The organism is Pseudomonas sp. NPDC087803, from assembly GCF_044742995.1.
Lineage (GTDB): Bacteria > Pseudomonadota > Gammaproteobacteria > Pseudomonadales > Pseudomonadaceae > Aquipseudomonas.
In genome coordinates this window covers 1-16,857 of sequence record NZ_JBIUVO010000084.1, presented here as the reverse complement: position 1 = coordinate 16,857, position 16,857 = coordinate 1, and the positions used below count along the sequence as shown (strand labels likewise).

The window sequence follows — 16,857 nt, the reverse complement described above, 5'->3', positions numbered from 1 at the left end:
CCCGACCGAACTGCGGGTGGTGCGCATGGTGCTGGAGCAGGCCTTCGTCGATCTGAAGGAAGCCTGGCAGGCGATCATGGAAGTCAATTTCGAGTACATCAACTCGGAAGTGAACCCGGCCATGGCCAACATCGTCGGCCCGAGCGAAGCGATCGTGGTCTCCACCTTCCACATTGAACTCGATGGCGGTGGCGGCGACCTGCACGTGACCATGCCGTACTCGATGATCGAGCCGGTGCGCGAAATGCTCGACGCCGGTTTCCAGTCGGACCTCGACGATCAGGACGAGCGCTGGGTCAATGCCCTGCGTCAGGACGTGCTCGATGTCGATGTACCGATCGGCGCCACTGTGGCCCGCCGCCAGTTGAAGCTGCGCGACATCCTGCACATGCAGCCGGGGGACGTGATCCCGGTCGAGATGCCGGAAGACATGATCATGCGCGCCAACGGCGTACCGGCCTTCAAGGTCAAGATGGGCTCGCACAAAGGCAACCTCGCGTTGCAGGTGATCGAGCCGATCGAGCGTCGCTGAAGCGCCGCTCTCACCCCCACGCATTTAACTGAATTGTTGCCCGCCGAGGACAAATGATGAACGACGAAATGAACGCCCAGGACGATCAGGCACTGGCCGACGAATGGGCTGCGGCTCTGGAAGAGACCGGTGATGGCAGCCAGGCTGACATCGACGCGCTGCTCGCGGCCGACGCTGGCGCTGCAAGCTCCAACCGTCTGCCGATGGAAGAGTTCGGCAGCGTGCCGAAAAACAACGATCCGGTGACGCTGGACGGTCCGAACCTGGACGTGATCCTCGACATCCCGGTGTCGATCTCGATGGAAGTGGGCAGCACCGACATCAACATTCGCAACCTGCTGCAACTGAATCAGGGTTCGGTGATTGAGTTGGATCGTCTGGCCGGTGAGCCGCTGGACGTGCTGGTCAACGGCACGCTGATCGCGCACGGCGAAGTGGTGGTGGTCAACGAGAAGTTCGGCATCCGCCTGACCGACGTGATCAGCCCAAGCGAACGCATCAAGAAGCTGCGCTGAGTGAAACGGTTCCTGTGGGCGCTGCTGGCGCTGCCGATGAGTGTGCTGGCCGCTGAACCGGCCGCCACGTCCGCCGCTGCGGGTGCCGCGCCGGCGATCGGCAGCGGTGTGGCCGGGCAACTGACGCAACTGGTGTTCGGTCTGTTGCTGGTGCTGGGGTTGATCTTCTTCCTCGCCTGGCTGCTGCGCCGGGTGCAGCAGTCCGGGCCGGCAGGCAAGGGCCAGGTGATCGAGCTGATCGGCTCCCGCGCACTCGGTCCGCGCGACCGCTTGATGCTGGTGCAGGTTGGCAACGAACAGATTCTGTTGGGCCTCAGCCCTGGCACCATCACCGCGCTGCACGTGCTCAAGGAGCCGGTGCAGGTGCCGAGCAGCAGCGAAAAAGCGACCCCGGAATTTGCCCAGCATCTGCTGAAGATTCTCGGCAAGGATCAGAAGGATAAGAAGTAATGGGTGCGCTACGCATCGTCTTGACGCTGGCCCTGATGCTGGCCGCGCCACTGGCATTCGCCGCCGACCCGTTGTCGATTCCGGCGATCACGCTGGGCACCAACGCCGACGGCGCGCAGGAGTATTCGGTCAGCCTGCAGATCCTGCTGATCATGACCGCCCTGAGCTTCATTCCGGCGGCCGTGATCCTGATGACCAGTTTCACCCGGATCATCATCGTCTTCTCGATCCTGCGTCAGGCCCTCGGCCTGCAACAGACGCCGTCGAACCAGATCCTTACCGGCATGGCGCTGTTCCTGACCATGTTCATCATGGCCCCGGTGTTTGATCGGGTGAACAACGATGCGCTGCAGCCGTACCTGGCGGAAAAACTCACCGCGCAGCAAGCGGTGGAAAAGGCCCAGGTACCGATCAAGGACTTCATGCTCGCCCAGACCCGCACCAGCGATCTGGAGCTGTTCATGCGCTTGTCCAAGCGCACCGACATCGCCACCCCGGATCAGGCACCGCTGACCATTCTGGTGCCGGCGTTCGTCACCTCTGAACTGAAAACCGCGTTCCAGATCGGCTTCATGATCTTCATCCCGTTCCTGATCATCGACCTGGTCGTGGCCAGTGTGCTGATGGCGATGGGTATGATGATGCTCTCGCCGCTGATCATTTCCCTGCCGTTCAAGATCATGCTGTTCGTACTGGTGGATGGCTGGGCGCTGATTATCGGCACCCTGGCCAGTAGCTTCGGAGGTGTTTCGCCATGACGCCGGAAGTGGCGGTCGATATCTTTCGTGAAGCGCTGTGGCTGACCACGATGATGGTCGCAATCCTCGTCGTGCCGAGCCTGCTGGTCGGCCTGCTGGTGGCGATGTTCCAGGCCGCCACCCAGATCAACGAACAGACTCTGAGCTTCCTGCCGCGTCTGCTGGTCATGCTGGTGACCCTGATCGTTGCCGGTCCGTGGCTGGTGCAGACGTTCATGGAGTACATCATCCAGCTCTACAAGAACATTCCGATGGTCATCGGCTGAGCCATGCAATCGCTGCTTCAGCTGACCGACACCCAGATCAGTACCTGGGTGGCATCGTTCATGTTGCCGCTGTTTCGCGTCGCCTCGATGCTGATGGTCATGCCGGTGTTCGGTACCACTTTGGTGTCGCGTCGTGTGCGCCTGTATTTCGCCGTGGCCATCACCGTGTGCATCGCCCCGGGGCTGCCGCCGATGCCGGACGTCAGTCCGCTTGCTCTGAGCGGCTGGTTGCTGATCGCCGAGCAGATTCTGGTCGGTGCGGTGCTCGGGTTTTCCCTGCAACTGTTTTTCCAGGCGTTTGCCGTCGCCGGGCAGATTGTCGCGATCCAGATGGGCATGGGCTTCGCCTCGATGGTCGACCCGGCCAACGGCGTCTCGGTGGCGGTGATCGGGCAGTTCTTCACCATGCTGGTGACCCTGCTGTTCCTGTCGATGAACGGCCATCTGGTGGTCTTCGAAGTGCTCACCGAAAGCTTCACCACGCTGCCGGTCGGCGGCGGGTTGATGACCGCGCAATACTGGGAACTGGCCGGCAAACTCGGCTGGGTGCTGGGGGCGGCGTTGTTGCTGGTGCTGCCGGCGGTGACTGCGCTGCTGGTGGTCAACATTGCGTTCGGCGTGATGACCCGCGCCGCGCCGCAACTGAACATCTTCTCCATCGGTTTTCCGCTGACCCTGGTGCTGGGCCTGTTCATTGTCTGGGTGGGTCTGGCGGACATCCTCAATCAGTATCAACCGCTGGCCTCCGAGGCTCTGCAGTTGTTACGCGAACTGGCACGGGCGCGCTGAGGCATGGCTGAGAGCGAAAGCGGTCAGGACAAAACAGAAGACCCCACGGAGAAACGCAAAAAGGACTCCCGTGAGAAGGGTGAGATTGCCCGTTCCAAAGAGCTCAACACCCTCGCGGTGATGCTCGCCGGTGCCGGTGGTCTGTTGGTGTTCGGCGGCATGCTGGCGCAGGAATTGATGGACCTGATGCGCCTGAATTTCTCGCTGTCGCGGGAAGTGATCATGGATCAGAAGTCCATGGGCACGTTCCTGCTGATCTCGGGCAAGATCGCGCTGGTGGCGATTCAGCCGATCATGATCACCCTGTTGCTGGCCGCACTGATCGGGCCGATTTCCCTTGGCGGCTGGCTGTTCGCCGCTGGCTCCATGGCGCCGAAATTCAGCCGGATGAACCCCGGTGCAGGCCTCAAGCGCATGTTCTCGATGAAGGCCGTGATCGAGTTGGTCAAGGCGTTGGCCAAGTTCCTCATCACCCTGTTCGTGGCGCTGATGGTGTTGTCGGCCGACATTGACGACTTCCTGCGCATCGCCCATGAGCCGCTGGAGCAGGCGATCATTCACAGCGTGACGCTGGTGGGCTGGAGCTCGCTGTGGTTGGCCTGCGGTTTGATCATCATCGCTGCGGTCGACGTGCCGGTGCAGTTGTGGGAAAGCCACAAGAAACTGCTGATGACCAAGCAGGAAGTGCGCGACGAGCACAAGGATCAGGAAGGCCGGCCAGAGGTCAAACAGCGCATCCGTCAGACCCAGCGCGAGATGTCGCAGCGGCGGATGATGGCGGCGATTCCCGATGCCGACGTGGTCATCACCAACCCGACCCACTACGCCGTCGCGCTCAAGTACGACTCGGAGAAGGGCGGGGCGCCGGTGTTGCTGGCCAAGGGCAGCGACTTCCTGGCGCTGAAGATCCGCGAAATCGCCGTGGCCAACAACGTCATGCTCCTCGAATCGCCGGGGCTGGCGCGCTCGATCTACTACTCCACCGAACTCGACCAGGAAATCCCCGGCGGCCTCTATCTGGCGGTCGCTCAGGTATTGGCCTACGTCTATCAGATCCGCCAGTACCGCGCCGGCAAGGGCAAACGCCCGGATCCACTCAAGGACGATCTGCCGATCCCACCGGATCTGCGCCGCGATTCCTGACCTGACAGTGACGCAATAAAAACCGCCATCCTGATTGAACGGGACGGCGGTTTTTTATGCCTGAAGACATCTGTCGGCTGTGAGGCCGCTTTCGCGAGCAAGCCCGCTCCCACAGGTTCGGCGTGTAGGCACAGGTTTGTGATCGACCCCAATTCCTGTGGGAGCAGGCTTGCTCGCGAAGACGTTAGCAGCCGCAACGCCTCATTCAAAGCTTGTCACCGATCCCTGTTACTGCGGCAATTGCAGGTTATCCAGCGCCCGATTCACCGCCAGTTCCCCAAGCATGATCAATTGCGCAATGCCCAGCAGCGTCCTGCGCTGCGACGCGGGCATCAGGTGGGCGAAGTCATTGGCGATGGTTCTGGCTGAGGCGAGTGTTTCGCAGGCATCGGCCAGCAGTTCCTCGTTTTTGAAGTCTGCGGTCACGGCATACATCGAGCGGGTTTTACGTTGAATCGGAGTGGCGCCGAGCGGGCAGAGAACGGCGCAACTGCAATATCTGCCTTTCGTCTGGAAGCAGGTCGTACCTGTCATGTTTTACAGGTGTGGAATAAGTGCATTTGCGGTTTGCTTGCTGGGTGGCGCCGCACAGTCGGTGCGCGCATTTCTGTGACAACAAGGAGAAAGGCAATGAAAGGTAAATTCATAAGCTATGACGAGAGCACGGGTGAGGTGAAGATTGAGGCGGACACTCAAGTCGAATCCTCTATCAACGAGGCCATCCGTTCCCAGGCGCGTAAAGAGATCATTTTCGGCGTAAAGAACCCCCAACGAGTTGATTTATCCACCAGGTCTAAAACGATAAGTGAGAAAAAGTTTTACTACCTCATCGTTCCTGAGGGGCATAGGAGCAGGTTTAAAATCACACCGAACGCGGAGGTTGAGTTTGAGCTTGTGGAAAAGGGGTCAACGGACGTGAAAAGTATCAGTTTTTGAGTAGTCTGGTGTTTTTGAGCAATTTTGCCGATTCCATCAGATCTGCGCCGCGAGTTCTGCCGCTACTGTGATGGAAAAACGCCGTCTCGATTGAACGGGGCGGCAGTTTTTTATGCTGACCCAATGTTATTACGGCCTCCTGCCACAGGTTTTTGCCTGCCTTCTTGGCCCGGCAATTCCAGATTATCCAGCGCTCGATTCACCGCCAGTTCCCCCACCTGACCAATGAAACTTCGGCTCCTGCCGCAGTCACTGTGGCGAGGGAGCTTGCTCCCGCTGGGCTGCGCAGCGGCCCTAAAACCTGTCACCGCGATCTTTCAGGAATACCGCGAGTTCAGGGTTTACGGCTGCTGCGCAGCCGAGCGGGAGCGAGCTCCCTCGCCACAGTTTCTCGTCTGACTTCTCAGCCCGGCAACTCCAGATTATCCAGCGCGCGATTCACTGCCAGTTCCCCAAGCATGATCAGTTGCGCAATCCCCAGCAGCGTCCGGCGCTGCGAAGCCGGTATGAGGTGGGCGAAGTCATTGGCGATGGTTCTGGCTGAGGCGAGTGTTTCGCAGGCATCGGCCAGCAGTTCCTCGTTTTTGAAGTCTGCGGTCACGGCATACATCGAGCGGGTTTTACGTTGAATGGGCGTGGCGCCGGGCGAGCAGAGGTAGTGGTCGAGGGCGCGGTCGGCCGCTTCGTGGAGTTTTTTTGAATCGAGGGATTCGTAGGGGGAGGTGGCGTCGGTTTCGGGTGGGTTGGGTGTTGGTTTGATCATGGTGAAGCCTCTAGAGTAGTGAAGCTGACACCGTTCGCTGCTAACGAAGGAGGTGGCGGCTGTACGCGGGTTAGCAGACCAGGACTCTAGAACCCGGCGCACCGAAGTGCCCCACGCAAAGCCGCCATAACGACTACGGACTTTGTGCGTCTAGAGAAAACCCAGGCTGCTAAACCCGATCACTGAACAATCAGCGACCGACCCACAATAGAACCCGCCCCCAAGGCGCACAAGCCGGCGGATTCTGGCGTAGCTGTAGGCAATGGCGCAAGGATGTGTAGCCTTGGAGGCGTGTCTTTAAGTGTCTTTTAAACACCAGAGTTTAAAGAACAATTTGCGCTGACTGCACTGACCCCTTCGCGAGCAGGCTCGCTCCCACATTTGGAATGTATTCCACTCGCGGATTTGGAATGCATTTCCACTGTGGGAGCGAGCCTGCTCGCGAAGGCGTCAGTCCAGGCGCGAAATTTCCCGTTACGCCCTCAGCCTGATGCCTTTGGTCTGAAAGCAGGCGTGACCTGTCAACTCTGACAGGTGTGCTTACCTTCCTTTTGCCGTTTGATTGCGGGGTGATGCCGCGTAATTCGCGCGACTGCAAGGGAGCAAGGGAGCAAGGCAATGAAAGGCACATTCAGCAGCTATGACCCGAAAACCGGTAAAGGCACCATCACGCCAGATCCAGAGTCTGCATCGCCAGGTTTTTCTTTTGGCGCGGCCGCGGCGGGCGTGCTGTTCGCCGAAGATTACCCGTTCAGCATTCCACTGGCTGAAGCCGGACGTGTGAAGATCAAAAAGGATAAAGCGGTGGAGTTCGACAAGCCATCAACGGCTGGTGGCGAAGCCACGAACCTGAAGTATTAGTTTCCCCCCGAAACCAAAAGATCGCAGCCTGCGGCAGCTCCTACACCGATCTCTGTAGGAGCTGCCGCAGGCTGCGATCTTTTGATCCTGCTTTTGAAAAGCCAAAGATCGTCCGATCGCGGCCCAAGCCTTCGGCAGCTCCTACAGAGGGGAGCAGTGAAGTGTTCTACTGCGGCAGTTCCAGATTATCCAGCGCCCGATTCACTGCCAGTTCCCCAAGCATGATCAATTGCGCGATCCCCAGCAGCGTCCTGCGCTGTGATGCGGGTATCAGGTGGGCGAAGTCATTGGCGATGGTTCTGGCTGAGGCGAGTGTTTCGCAGGCATCGGCCAGCAGTTCCTCGTTTTTGTAGTCTGCGGTCACGGCATACATCGAGCGGGTTTTACGTTGAATGGGCGTGGCGCCGGGCGCGCAGAGGTAGTGGTCGAGGGCGCGGTCGGCCGCTTCGTGGAGTTTTTTTGAATCGAGGGATTCGTAGGGGGAGGTGGCGTCGGTTTCGGGTGGGTTGGGTGTTGGTTTGATCATGGTGAAGCTCCGTGGTTGATTTAGCCGCCACGGCTCATCGCTAAACAAGTAAAGGTGGCGGCTGTACGCAGGTTAGCGATCCGGGTCACAGAAACCCCGGGTAGACCCGAAGGTCTCCCACGCACAGCCACCATGAAATCAAGTGCAGGTCGAAAAACTGCAATTGAGATTGGGCATTGGTGCGTCTGTAAGGTGTCGGATCGCTAAACCCGATCGCTGATTCGTCAGCGACCGACCCACAATAGAACCCGACCCCAAGGCGCACAAGCCGGCGGATTCTGGCGTAGCTGTAGGCAATGGCGCAAGGATGTGTAGCCTTGGAGGCGTGTCTTTAAGTGTCTTTTAAACATCGGCGTTTAAAAGGCGCAGTGGCTCCTGATTCTGCGGTGTGGCTGCTGGCCTCTTCGCGGGCAAGCCCGCTCCCACAGGGGGGGCTGGGTGATATGCCAAATCTGTATTCACCCGAGGATCAAATGTGGGAGCGGGCTTGCTCGCGAAAGCGTCAGTGCAGGCGCCACAGTTTCCCCAATAAGCCGTCACTTGGCTGGACAATCAAAAGATCGCAGCCTGCGGCAGCTCCTACAGAGATCGGTGCAGGAGCTGCCGCAGGCTGCGATCTTTTTGGTCTGCGCAAAAGTTGGAAGGCTTCTTGCAGTAGCCGCCGTGCGCCTGCTTTGGGCGTCAAAAGTTTGCTTTAAAGGAACGGGGAAAACCGGTGGATCGCTCTCAGTTAATCAACAGCGCACGCTCGAACATTGCCGACCTCAGTCGAGGCAATCTGGGCGTGCCGTTGTTGCTGCTGGTCATGCTGGCCATGATGATGCTGCCGGTGCCGCCGTTCCTGCTGGACGTGTTCTTCACCTTCAACATCGCGCTGTCGATTGTCGTTCTGCTGGTCTGCGTGTACGCGCTGCGGCCACTGGATTTCGCGGTGTTCCCGACCATTCTGCTGGTGGCGACGCTGCTGCGGCTGGCGTTGAACGTGGCCTCGACGCGGGTGGTGATGCTCCACGGTCAGGACGGCCACGCCGCTGCCGGTAAGGTGATCCAGGCCTTCGGTGAAGTGGTGATCGGCGGTAACTACGTGGTCGGTATCGTGGTCTTTGCGATCCTGATGATCATCAACTTCGTCGTGGTGACCAAAGGTGCCGGGCGGATTTCCGAGGTGAGCGCGCGCTTCACCCTCGATGCAATGCCCGGCAAACAAATGGCGATCGACGCCGACCTCAACGCCGGTCTGATCGACCAGAACCAGGCCAAGCTGCGCCGTCAGGAAGTCGCGCAAGAGGCCGAGTTTTACGGTTCGATGGACGGTGCCAGCAAGTTCGTCCGGGGTGACGCCATCGCCGGCCTGCTGATTCTGTTCATCAACCTCATCGGCGGTATGGCTGTCGGTATCTTCCAGCACAACATGACCTTCGCCGACGCGGGCAAGGTTTACGCCTTGCTGACCATCGGTGACGGTTTGGTGGCGCAATTGCCATCACTGTTGTTATCGACAGCAGCAGCGATCATGGTGACCCGTGCTTCCGGCTCGGAAGACATGGGCAAACAGATCAACCGGCAGATGTTCGCCTCGCCCAAAGCCTTGGCGGTGGCTGCTGGTCTGATGGCGGTCATGGGCCTGGTGCCGGGCATGCCGCACTTCTCGTTCCTGAGCATGGCCGCGCTGGCTGCCGGTGGCGCCTACCTGTTCTGGAAAAAGCAGAACGTCGCCAAGGTGCAGGCGCTGCAAGAGGTTCAGCGTCAGCAGGAACTGCTGCCGTCGCCGGCCCGCGCCATGGAAACCAAGGAGCTGGGCTGGGATGACGTGACGCCGATCGACATGATCGGCCTGGAAGTCGGCTATCGCCTGATCCCGCTGGTGGATCGCAATCAGGGCGGTCAATTGCTGGCGCGGATCAAGGGCGTGCGCAAGAAGCTCTCGCAGGATCTGGGCTTCCTGATGCCGACCGTGCACATTCGCGACAACCTCGATCTGGCGCCGAGCGCCTACCGCCTGACGCTGATGGGGGTGATCCTGGCCGAAGCCGAGATCTACCCGGATCGCGAACTGGCGATCAACCCGGGGCAGGTCTACGGCACGCTCAACGGCATTACCGCCAAAGATCCGGCTTTCGGCCTGGAGGCGGTATGGATCGAAGTCAGCCAGCGCGCGCAGGCGCAATCGCTCGGTTACACCGTGGTCGACGCCAGTACCGTGGTCGCCACGCACTTGAACCAGATTCTGTACAAGCACTCCAGCGAGCTGATCGGCCACGAAGAAGTGCAGCAACTCATGCAATTGCTGGCCAAAAGCTCGCCGAAACTGGCTGAAGAGTTGGTGCCGGGTGTGGTGTCGCTGTCGCAGTTGCTCAAAGTGCTGCAGGCGCTGCTGGCCGAACACGTGCCGGTGCGCGACATTCGCAGCATCGCCGAAGCCATCGCCAACAACGCCGCGAAGAGTCAAGATACCGCCGCTTTGGTGGCCGCAGTACGCGTCGGGGTATCTCGCGCCATCGTCCAAAGCATTGTAGGCACTGACTCCGAGCTGCCTGTGATCACCTTGGAACCAAGGTTGGAACAAATATTGCTCAATAGTCTGCAGAAGGCAGGACAAGGCTCGGAAGAGGGCGTTCTGCTGGAGCCAAGCATGGCCGAGAAGCTGCAGCGTTCGCTCATCGAAGCGGCGCAGCGTCAGGAAATGCAAGGTCAACCGGTGATCCTGTTGGTAGCAGGCCCGATCCGCGCGATGCTCTCGCGCTTTGGCCGCCTCGCCGTCCCGGGACTGCATGTGCTGGCCTACCAGGAAATACCGGACAACAAGCAAGTGACCATCGTTGCGACAGTAGGGCCCAACGGCTGAGGTAGTGGTTTATGCAAGTTAAGCGTTTCTTTGCCGCCGATATGCGTCAGGCCATGAAGCTGGTTCGTGATGAGCTGGGCGCTGATGCCGCGATCATTGGCAACCGCCGCATTGCCGGCGGTGTCGAGCTGACGGCGGCACTGGATTACAAATTGTCGGCGCTGGCGCCACGGGTTCCGAACATGGAACTCGAGGACGAGCTGCGCAAGACTCAGTCGCGCATCGTCACCGCCCAGGCCGAGCTGAGCCTGCGGGGCGAAGCCGATGGCAACACCAATCGCCAGTTGTTCGCCGGGCTGCCGTTGACGGCCGGCCTGCCGCTGACCGCTGCCGAACCGTTGAGCGAACCGACCTATGCCGCCCCGGCGCGTCCGGCTCCGGCACCTGCGCAGGCGTCCGCCGGCGTCGATCCGCGTGCGCTGGATTCGATGCGCTTCGAATTGAACAGTCTGCGTGAGCTGATGGAAGTGCAGCTCGGCACCCTGGCCTGGAATCAGCTGCAAGGCAGCCGTCCGGCCCAAGCCAATCTGTATCGCCGTCTGCAACGCATCGGTCTGTCCGGACCGTTGTCGCGCGATCTGCTGGCGATGATCACCGACATCGAAGAACCGCGTCAGGCCTGGCGCATGCTGCTCGCGCACCTCGCGCGGATGATCGCGGTACCGGAAGTCGAGCCGCTGGAAGAGGGCGGGGTGATTGCCATGGTCGGCCCGGCCGGCATGGGCAAGACCACCACCCTGGCCAAACTCGCTGCGCGCTACGTGCTTAAGTACGGCGCGCAGAACGCGGCGCTGGTCAGCATGGACAGTTTCCGCATCGGCGCGCAGGAACAACTCAAGACCCTGGGGCGGATTCTCAATGTGCCGGTTACGCACGTCGATCCGGGCCAGTCGCTGGTACAGGCGCTGGATCCATTGCTGCGCAAACGCGTGGTGCTGATTGACACCGCTGGCTTGCAGGCCAGCGACCCGGCACTGCGCATGCAGCTGGAAAGTCTGGCCGGGCGTGGCATCCGTTCAAAAAATTATCTGGTCCTGGCAACCACCAGCCAGAAACAGGTTCTAACCGCCGCTTATCACAGTTACAAGCGTTGCGGGCTTGCCGGCTGCATCCTGACTAAACTGGATGAGACGGCCAGCCTCGGCGAAGTGTTGAGCCTGGCGATCAGTCATGAATTGCCGGTCGCGTACCTGACCGACGGCCCACGGATTCCGGATGATCTGCATCTGCCGCGCCGTCATCAATTGGTCAGCCGCGCCGTCAGCGTGCAAATGCAGGAAGAACCCAGCGAAGAAGCCATGGCTGACATGTTCGCTGATATCTACCACAGCCCGACCAAGCAGGTTGGCTGAGGTAATGAACAGTTTTTGTACCTACATCGATGGTCTGCCATGCATTGTTCCGGTTGAGAACGCGCAGCCAGTAATGTGGCCTCCGTCTATGCAAGACAAGGTAAAGAAATAACATGGGCAGCATGCATCCCGTACAGGTGATCGCGGTGACCGGCGGCAAAGGTGGCGTCGGCAAGACTAACGTGTCAGTGAACTTGTCTCTGGCGCTGGCAGAGCTTGGCCGTCGGGTCATGCTGCTGGACGCCGATCTGGGGCTGGCGAACGTCGACGTTCTGCTGGGACTGACCCCCAAACGCACTTTGGCCGATGTCATCGAAGGCCGCTGTGAGCTGCGCGACGTGCTGTTGCAGGGCCCCGGCGGGATCCGCATCGTGCCGGCCGCTTCCGGCACCCAGAGCATGGTGCACCTGAGCCCGGCACAACACGCCGGTCTGATTCAGGCCTTCAGCGACATCGGCGACAACCTCGATGTGCTGGTGATCGACACCGCTGCGGGTATTGGTGACTCGGTAGTCAGTTTTGTCCGCGCCGCGCAGGAAGTGTTGCTGGTGGTCTGCGACGAGCCGACCTCGATCACCGACGCCTACGCGCTGATCAAACTGCTCAACCGCGACTACGGCATGAACCGCTTCCGCGTCCTCGCCAACATGGCGCAGAGCCCGCAGGAAGGCCGCAACCTGTTCGCCAAGTTGACCAAGGTCACGGATCGCTTCCTCGACGTCGCCTTACAATACGTCGGCGCGGTGCCGTACGACGAAAGCGTGCGCAAGGCAGTGCAGAAGCAGCGAGCGGTCTATGAAGCCTTTCCGCGTTCCAAGTGCGCGCTGGCGTTCAAGGCGATCGCGCAGAAGGTCGATACCTGGCCGCTGCCTGCCAACCCGCGCGGTCACCTGGAGTTTTTCGTCGAGCGCCTCGTGCAGCAAACGGCAGGGCCTGTGCTATGACCGCCAGCGGTATGAACTACTACAAGAAGTCAGCACGTGACGCGCAGTACGAGTTGATCGAGCGTTACGCGCCACTGGTCAAGCGCATTGCCTATCACCTGCTGGCGCGCTTGCCGGCGAGTGTGCAGGTGGAAGACCTGATTCAGGCCGGGATGATCGGCCTGCTCGAAGTCTCGACCAAATACGACGCCAGCAAAGGCGCCAGTTTCGAAACGTACGCGGGCATCCGGATCCGCGGCGCGATGCTCGATGAAGTGCGCAAGGGGGACTGGGCGCCACGCTCGGTTCACCGCAACACCCGTATGGTCAGTGACGCAATTCGTTCAATTGAAGCTAAAACCGGCCGTGATGCTAAAGATCACGAGGTTGCGGCCGAACTCCAATTGAGTCTCGACGATTACTACGGGATTTTGAATGACACCCTGGGCAGCCGCTTGTTCAGTTTCGACGACCTGTTGCAGGACGGCGAACACGAAGGGCTGCACGAGGATGGCGCGAGTGCTCATCTTGAGCCGTCACGCGATCTGGAAGATGAACGCTTCCAGGCGGCGCTGGCGGACGCGATTGCCAATTTGCCGGAGCGTGAGCGACTGGTGTTGGCGCTGTACTACGACGAAGAGCTGAACCTCAAGGAGATCGGTGAAGTCCTTGGCGTCAGTGAATCGCGGGTCAGCCAGTTACTCAGCCAGTGCGCGGCCCGTTTGCGGGGGCGTTTGGGGGAGTGGCGAGCGCGCTGAAGGCAGTGTGGGGACACTGCGAACGAGGCTGGTGCGGTGATGAACGGCACCGGTCTTGCTCTGTTGTGCTCCAGACAGTCTTCGAGTGCTGCGCCGATTGATTGAAGTGGCGCGTCCAGGTGCTGGGCGCGTTTAAGACTGCTTGGAGGTCGAATTGAACAAAGACATGAAAATCCTCATCGTTGATGACTTCTCAACGATGCGGCGGATCATCAAGAACCTGCTGCGCGATCTCGGGTTCACCAACACCGTCGAGGCCGACGATGGCACTACCGCCATTCCGGTACTCAACAGCGGCAGCATCGACTTTCTGGTAACGGACTGGAACATGCCGGGCATGACCGGTATCGACTTGCTGCGCCACGTGCGTGCCGATGAAAAACTCAAGCATCTGCCCGTGCTGATGGTGACCGCTGAAGCCAAGCGCGAGCAAATCATCGAGGCTGCTCAGGCCGGTGTGAACGGCTACGTGGTCAAACCTTTCACGGCTCAGGCGTTGAAAGACAAAATCGAGAAGATTTTCGAACGCATCGGCTGATGACGCGCGGGGGAGCTATGGAGCATAACGAATCTTCACAGGGCGATTTCGAGTCGACCCTGAAAAAACACGCGGTCGAACTGGTCGAGAGCCTTGAAAAAGGCAGGTTCGGCGACGCTGTGCAACTGATCCATGAGCTCAATCAGACCCGTGACCGCGGCCTGTATCAGGAAGTGGGCAAGCTCACACGCGAACTGCACAGTGCGATCGTCAATTTCCAGATCGATCCGCACATGCCGCAGGCCGAGGAAGTGTCGCAAATCACCGACGCCACCGAACGCCTGGGCTATGTGGTCAAGCTGACCGAAGCCGCGGCCAACCGCACCATGGATCTGGTGGAAAGCGCCACGCCGGTGGTCAATGGCCTGGCCGATGAAGCCCAGGCCTTGAGCACCGACTGGGGGCGCTTCATGCGTCGTGAAGTCGGAGCTGAAGAGTTCCGCGAGCTGGCGCGCCGGGTCGACGGTTTTCTGTCACGCAGCAGCACGGACAACCGTGCGGTGTCGAGCAACCTCAACGACATCCTGCTGGCTCAGGATTACCAGGACCTCACCGGTCAGGTGATCAAGCGTGTGACCCAACTGGTCACCGAAGTCGAAAGCAATTTGCTCAAACTCGTACTCATGGCCAGTCAGGTTGACCGCTTTGCGGGCATCGAACACGACCGTGCCGCGATGCTTGCGGAAAAAGATCCACAAAAACATCTCTCGCAGGGTGAAGGTCCGCAGATTCATGCCGATAAACGAGAAGACGTTGTGTCCGGTCAGGACGATGTGGACGATTTGTTATCCAGCCTTGGATTCTAGAGTTTTGGAATTTTAGGTTTTTTGGGTTTTTAGACCTGTAGGAGCACCCCATTAATGAGCTTCGGCGCCGATGAAGAGATCCTTCAGGATTTCCTGGTTGAGGCCGGCGAGATTCTTGAGCAACTGTCCGAACAACTGGTCGAGCTGGAAAGCCGCCCGGATGACGCAGACCTGCTCAACGCAATTTTTCGCGGTTTCCACACTGTAAAAGGGGGCGCCGGCTTCCTTCAGCTCAACGAGCTGGTGGAGTGCTGTCACATCGCCGAAAACGTGTTCGACATCCTGCGCAAGGGTGAGCGTCGCGTTGATGCAGAACTGATGGACGTGGTGCTTGAAGCACTGGACGCGGTGAACAGCATGTTCAGCGAAGTCCGTGAACGTGCACCGATCACGGCGGCCACTCCGGAACTGCTGGCCGCGCTGGCGCGTCTGGCCGAGCCGCAAGCGGCCGACGAAGCCCCGGTTTCGCCAGTGGCCGAGATGATCGAAGAACTGGTCGTCGAAGGCGACTCGAGCGATTCGGGCGACATCACCGATAACGAATTTGAACAGCTGCTGGATTCGCTGAACGCCGTCAAGGCCGAAGCCGAAGCCCCGGCCGCTGCTGCACCGGCGCCGACTGCCGATACGGCTGCCAGCGATGAAATCACCGACGCTGAATTCGAGTCGTTGCTCGATCAGTTGCACGGCAAAGGCCAGTTCGCGGCGGATGCCGTGGCACCGGCAGCGGCCACTCCGGCGGCACCGGCTGCCGGTGACAGCTCGGACATCACCGACGACGAATTCGAAGCACTGCTCGATCAGTTGCATGGCAAGGGCAACTTTGCCGTTGAAGCACTCGAGTCGGCGATTGCCTCGGCACCGGCTGCGCCAGCCGCTCCGGTCGCTGCTGCCGCCGGCAGTGATCTGATCAGCGATCACGAGTTCGAATCGCTGCTCGACGAGTTGCACGGCAAAGGCAAGTTCACCGATGTCGGCGCCGCTGCTGCGGGCACCGCGTCGACCGTGGCGACGCCAGCTGCCAAGGCTGCGGTCGCTCCGGCTGCTGCACCGAAGGCAGCGCCCAAGCCTGAGCCAAAAGCCGAAGCGCCAAAACCGGCTGCCGCTGCTGCACCGGCTCCGGCCCGCGCCGCCGCTGCTCCGCCGCCGGAAAAACCGGCCAGCGAAGCCGAGACCACCGTGCGGGTCGATACCGCGCGTCTCGACGAAATCATGAACATGGTTGGCGAGCTGGTGCTGGTGCGTAACCGCCTGGTGCGCCTGGGTCTCAACAGCGGCGACGAAGCCATGTCCAAGGCCGTGTCGAACCTCGACGTGGTCACGGCTGACTTGCAGACCGCGGTGATGAAGACCCGGATGCAGCCGATCAAGAAGGTCTTCGGGCGCTTCCCGCGTCTGGTTCGCGACCTCGCGCGTCAGCTCAAGAAAGAGATCAACCTGGAACTGGTGGGTGAAGAAACCGACCTCGACAAAAACCTTGTCGAGGCCCTGGCCGACCCGCTGGTCCACTTGGTGCGCAACGCGGTCGACCACGGCATCGAGTCGCCAGAAGAACGCGAAGCGTCGGGCAAGGCCCGCGGTGGTCGCGTGGTACTGGCCGCCGAGCAGGAAGGCGATCACATCCTGTTGTCGATCTCTGACGACGGCAAGGGCATGGACCCGAACGTCCTGCGTTCGATCGCGGTAAAACGCGGTGTGATGGACAAGGACGCGGCCGATCGCCTGAGCGATACCGAGTGCTACAACCTGATCTTCGCCCCGGGTTTCTCGACCAAGACCGAGATTTCCGACGTGTCCGGCCGCGGTGTTGGCATGGACGTGGTGAAGACCAAGATTTCCCAGCTCAACGGTTCGATCAACATCTACTCGACCAAGGGCCAGGGCTCGAAGATCGTCATCAAGGTGCCGCTGACGCTTGCGATCATGCCGACCCTGATGGTGATGCTCGGCAATCAGGCGTTTGCGTTCCCGTTGGTCAACGTCAACGAAATCTTCCACCTCGACCTGTCGACCACCAACGTGGTGGACGGCCAGGAAGTGGTTATCGTGCGGGACAAGGCGCTGCCTTTGTTATACCTCAAGCGCTGGCTTGTCAG

General features: G+C 60.1%; 18 protein-coding genes and 1 pseudogene. 16 read left to right on the top strand and 3 right to left on the bottom strand.

Translation table 11 applies throughout. From position 1 onward, the window contains the following. The 7 genes from ACIOUG_RS24880 to flhB form a co-directional block, all read left to right on the top strand. A partial coding sequence (locus ACIOUG_RS24880) for a FliM/FliN family flagellar motor switch protein (protein ID WP_401069512.1) occupies positions 1-532 on the top strand: 532 nt, incomplete at its 5' end. 56 nt (positions 533-588) lie between these two features. Next, a complete protein-coding gene (gene fliN / locus ACIOUG_RS24875; protein ID WP_003222891.1) occupies positions 589-1,047 on the top strand; it encodes a flagellar motor switch protein FliN in 459 nt (152 codons plus the stop codon). After that, positions 1,048-1,497 carry a flagellar biosynthetic protein FliO gene (gene fliO, locus ACIOUG_RS24870; protein WP_401069509.1) on the top strand — a complete coding sequence of 150 codons (450 nt, stop codon included), beginning with the start codon at positions 1,048-1,050 and terminating at the stop codon, positions 1,495-1,497. Next, the gene (gene fliP / locus ACIOUG_RS24865) at positions 1,497-2,255 is read left to right on the top strand and encodes a flagellar type III secretion system pore protein FliP (RefSeq protein ID WP_003222895.1); all 759 of its coding nucleotides are present in this window, start codon (positions 1,497-1,499) and stop codon (positions 2,253-2,255) included. Before fliO ends, fliP begins: the two co-directional genes overlap by 1 nt. After that, positions 2,252-2,521, top strand: a complete 270-nt coding sequence (gene fliQ / locus ACIOUG_RS24860) for a flagellar biosynthesis protein FliQ (RefSeq protein ID WP_003222897.1) — start codon at positions 2,252-2,254, stop codon at positions 2,519-2,521. Before fliP ends, fliQ begins: the two co-directional genes overlap by 4 nt. A 3-nt stretch (positions 2,522-2,524) precedes the next feature. Next, complete coding sequence (gene fliR, locus ACIOUG_RS24855; protein ID WP_401069505.1) at positions 2,525-3,310, top strand: flagellar biosynthetic protein FliR; 786 nt, start codon at positions 2,525-2,527, stop codon at positions 3,308-3,310. 3 nt (positions 3,311-3,313) lie between these two features. Continuing rightward, entirely contained in the window at positions 3,314-4,453 is a 1,140-nt protein-coding gene (gene flhB / locus ACIOUG_RS24850) for a flagellar biosynthesis protein FlhB (RefSeq protein WP_401069503.1), read from the top strand. Between the two features lie 228 nt (positions 4,454-4,681). Here the strand turns inward: flhB and ACIOUG_RS24845 are convergent. Further along, positions 4,682-4,933, bottom strand: a pseudogene (locus ACIOUG_RS24845) (DUF6124 family protein); the annotation flags it as partial. 150 nt (positions 4,934-5,083) lie between these two features. Between ACIOUG_RS24845 and ACIOUG_RS24840 the strand changes: the two are divergent. Continuing rightward, positions 5,084-5,389, top strand: coding sequence for a hypothetical protein (locus ACIOUG_RS24840; protein WP_401069500.1), 306 nt, complete (start codon positions 5,084-5,086; stop codon positions 5,387-5,389). A gap of 403 nt (positions 5,390-5,792) precedes the next feature. Here the strand turns inward: ACIOUG_RS24840 and ACIOUG_RS24835 are convergent, their stop codons facing one another. Further along, the gene (locus ACIOUG_RS24835) at positions 5,793-6,152 is read right to left on the bottom strand and encodes a DUF6124 family protein (RefSeq protein ID WP_400762073.1); all 360 of its coding nucleotides are present in this window, start codon (positions 6,150-6,152) and stop codon (positions 5,793-5,795) included. Between the two features lie 618 nt (positions 6,153-6,770). Here ACIOUG_RS24835 and ACIOUG_RS24830 point away from each other — a divergent pair. Next, positions 6,771-7,013 carry a hypothetical protein gene (locus tag ACIOUG_RS24830; RefSeq protein ID WP_401069497.1) on the top strand — a complete coding sequence of 81 codons (243 nt, stop codon included), beginning with the start codon at positions 6,771-6,773 and terminating at the stop codon, positions 7,011-7,013. Between the two features lie 166 nt (positions 7,014-7,179). On the opposite strand, the gene ACIOUG_RS24825 is transcribed toward ACIOUG_RS24830, so the two are convergent. After that, positions 7,180-7,539: a DUF6124 family protein gene (locus ACIOUG_RS24825; RefSeq protein WP_401069494.1), complete on the bottom strand. Its 360-nt coding sequence runs from the start codon at positions 7,537-7,539 to the stop codon at positions 7,180-7,182. A 715-nt stretch (positions 7,540-8,254) separates the two neighbouring features. On the opposite strand from ACIOUG_RS24825, the gene flhA reads away from it, so the two are divergent. From flhA to ACIOUG_RS24790, 7 genes are all read left to right on the top strand, one after another. Next, positions 8,255-10,384 carry a flagellar biosynthesis protein FlhA gene (flhA, locus tag ACIOUG_RS24820; RefSeq protein ID WP_003222912.1) on the top strand — a complete coding sequence of 710 codons (2,130 nt, stop codon included), beginning with the start codon at positions 8,255-8,257 and terminating at the stop codon, positions 10,382-10,384. 11 nt (positions 10,385-10,395) lie between these two features. Then, entirely contained in the window at positions 10,396-11,736 is a 1,341-nt protein-coding gene (gene flhF / locus ACIOUG_RS24815) for a flagellar biosynthesis protein FlhF (protein WP_401069490.1), read from the top strand. Positions 11,737-11,849: 113 nt separating this feature from the next. Beyond that, positions 11,850-12,680, top strand: coding sequence for a flagellar synthesis regulator FleN (fleN, locus tag ACIOUG_RS24810; protein ID WP_003222917.1), 831 nt, complete (start codon positions 11,850-11,852; stop codon positions 12,678-12,680). Further along, a complete protein-coding gene (gene fliA / locus ACIOUG_RS24805; protein WP_401069487.1) occupies positions 12,677-13,417 on the top strand; it encodes an RNA polymerase sigma factor FliA in 741 nt (246 codons plus the stop codon). Before fleN ends, fliA begins: the two co-directional genes overlap by 4 nt. 166 nt (positions 13,418-13,583) lie before the next feature. Beyond that, positions 13,584-13,955 (top strand): chemotaxis response regulator CheY, encoded by a 372-nt coding sequence (locus ACIOUG_RS24800; RefSeq protein WP_024012118.1) that lies wholly within the window; start codon positions 13,584-13,586, stop codon positions 13,953-13,955. Positions 13,956-13,972: 17 nt separating this feature from the next. Continuing rightward, a complete protein-coding gene (locus ACIOUG_RS24795; protein ID WP_095190695.1) occupies positions 13,973-14,761 on the top strand; it encodes a protein phosphatase CheZ in 789 nt (262 codons plus the stop codon). Positions 14,762-14,815: 54 nt separating this feature from the next. Next, the coding region (locus tag ACIOUG_RS24790) for a chemotaxis protein CheA (protein ID WP_401069483.1) at positions 14,816-16,857 on the top strand (2,042 nt) is incomplete at its 3' end.

Excerpts from the sequence above, each read along its gene's own strand:
- ACIOUG_RS24795 (WP_095190695.1), top strand. The coding sequence starts at position 13,973 with ATGGAGCATAACGAATCTTCACAGGGCGATTTCGAGTCGACCCTGAAA.
- ACIOUG_RS24840 (WP_401069500.1), top strand. The coding sequence starts at position 5,084 with ATGAAAGGTAAATTCATAAGCTATGACGAGAGCACGGGTGAGGTGAAG.
- fleN (WP_003222917.1), top strand. The coding sequence starts at position 11,850 with ATGGGCAGCATGCATCCCGTACAGGTGATCGCGGTGACCGGCGGCAAA.
- fliQ (WP_003222897.1), top strand. The coding sequence starts at position 2,252 with ATGACGCCGGAAGTGGCGGTCGATATCTTTCGTGAAGCGCTGTGGCTG.
- fliP (WP_003222895.1), top strand. The coding sequence starts at position 1,497 with ATGGGTGCGCTACGCATCGTCTTGACGCTGGCCCTGATGCTGGCCGCG.
- ACIOUG_RS24835 (WP_400762073.1), bottom strand. The coding sequence starts at position 6,152 with ATGATCAAACCAACACCCAACCCACCCGAAACCGACGCCACCTCCCCC.
- flhB (WP_401069503.1), top strand. The coding sequence starts at position 3,314 with ATGGCTGAGAGCGAAAGCGGTCAGGACAAAACAGAAGACCCCACGGAG.
- ACIOUG_RS24800 (WP_024012118.1), top strand. The coding sequence starts at position 13,584 with ATGAAAATCCTCATCGTTGATGACTTCTCAACGATGCGGCGGATCATC.
- ACIOUG_RS24830 (WP_401069497.1), top strand. The coding sequence starts at position 6,771 with ATGAAAGGCACATTCAGCAGCTATGACCCGAAAACCGGTAAAGGCACC.
- fliA (WP_401069487.1), top strand. The coding sequence starts at position 12,677 with ATGACCGCCAGCGGTATGAACTACTACAAGAAGTCAGCACGTGACGCG.
- fliN (WP_003222891.1), top strand. The coding sequence starts at position 589 with ATGAACGACGAAATGAACGCCCAGGACGATCAGGCACTGGCCGACGAA.
- flhF (WP_401069490.1), top strand. The coding sequence starts at position 10,396 with ATGCAAGTTAAGCGTTTCTTTGCCGCCGATATGCGTCAGGCCATGAAG.
- fliR (WP_401069505.1), top strand. The coding sequence starts at position 2,525 with ATGCAATCGCTGCTTCAGCTGACCGACACCCAGATCAGTACCTGGGTG.
- ACIOUG_RS24825 (WP_401069494.1), bottom strand. The coding sequence starts at position 7,539 with ATGATCAAACCAACACCCAACCCACCCGAAACCGACGCCACCTCCCCC.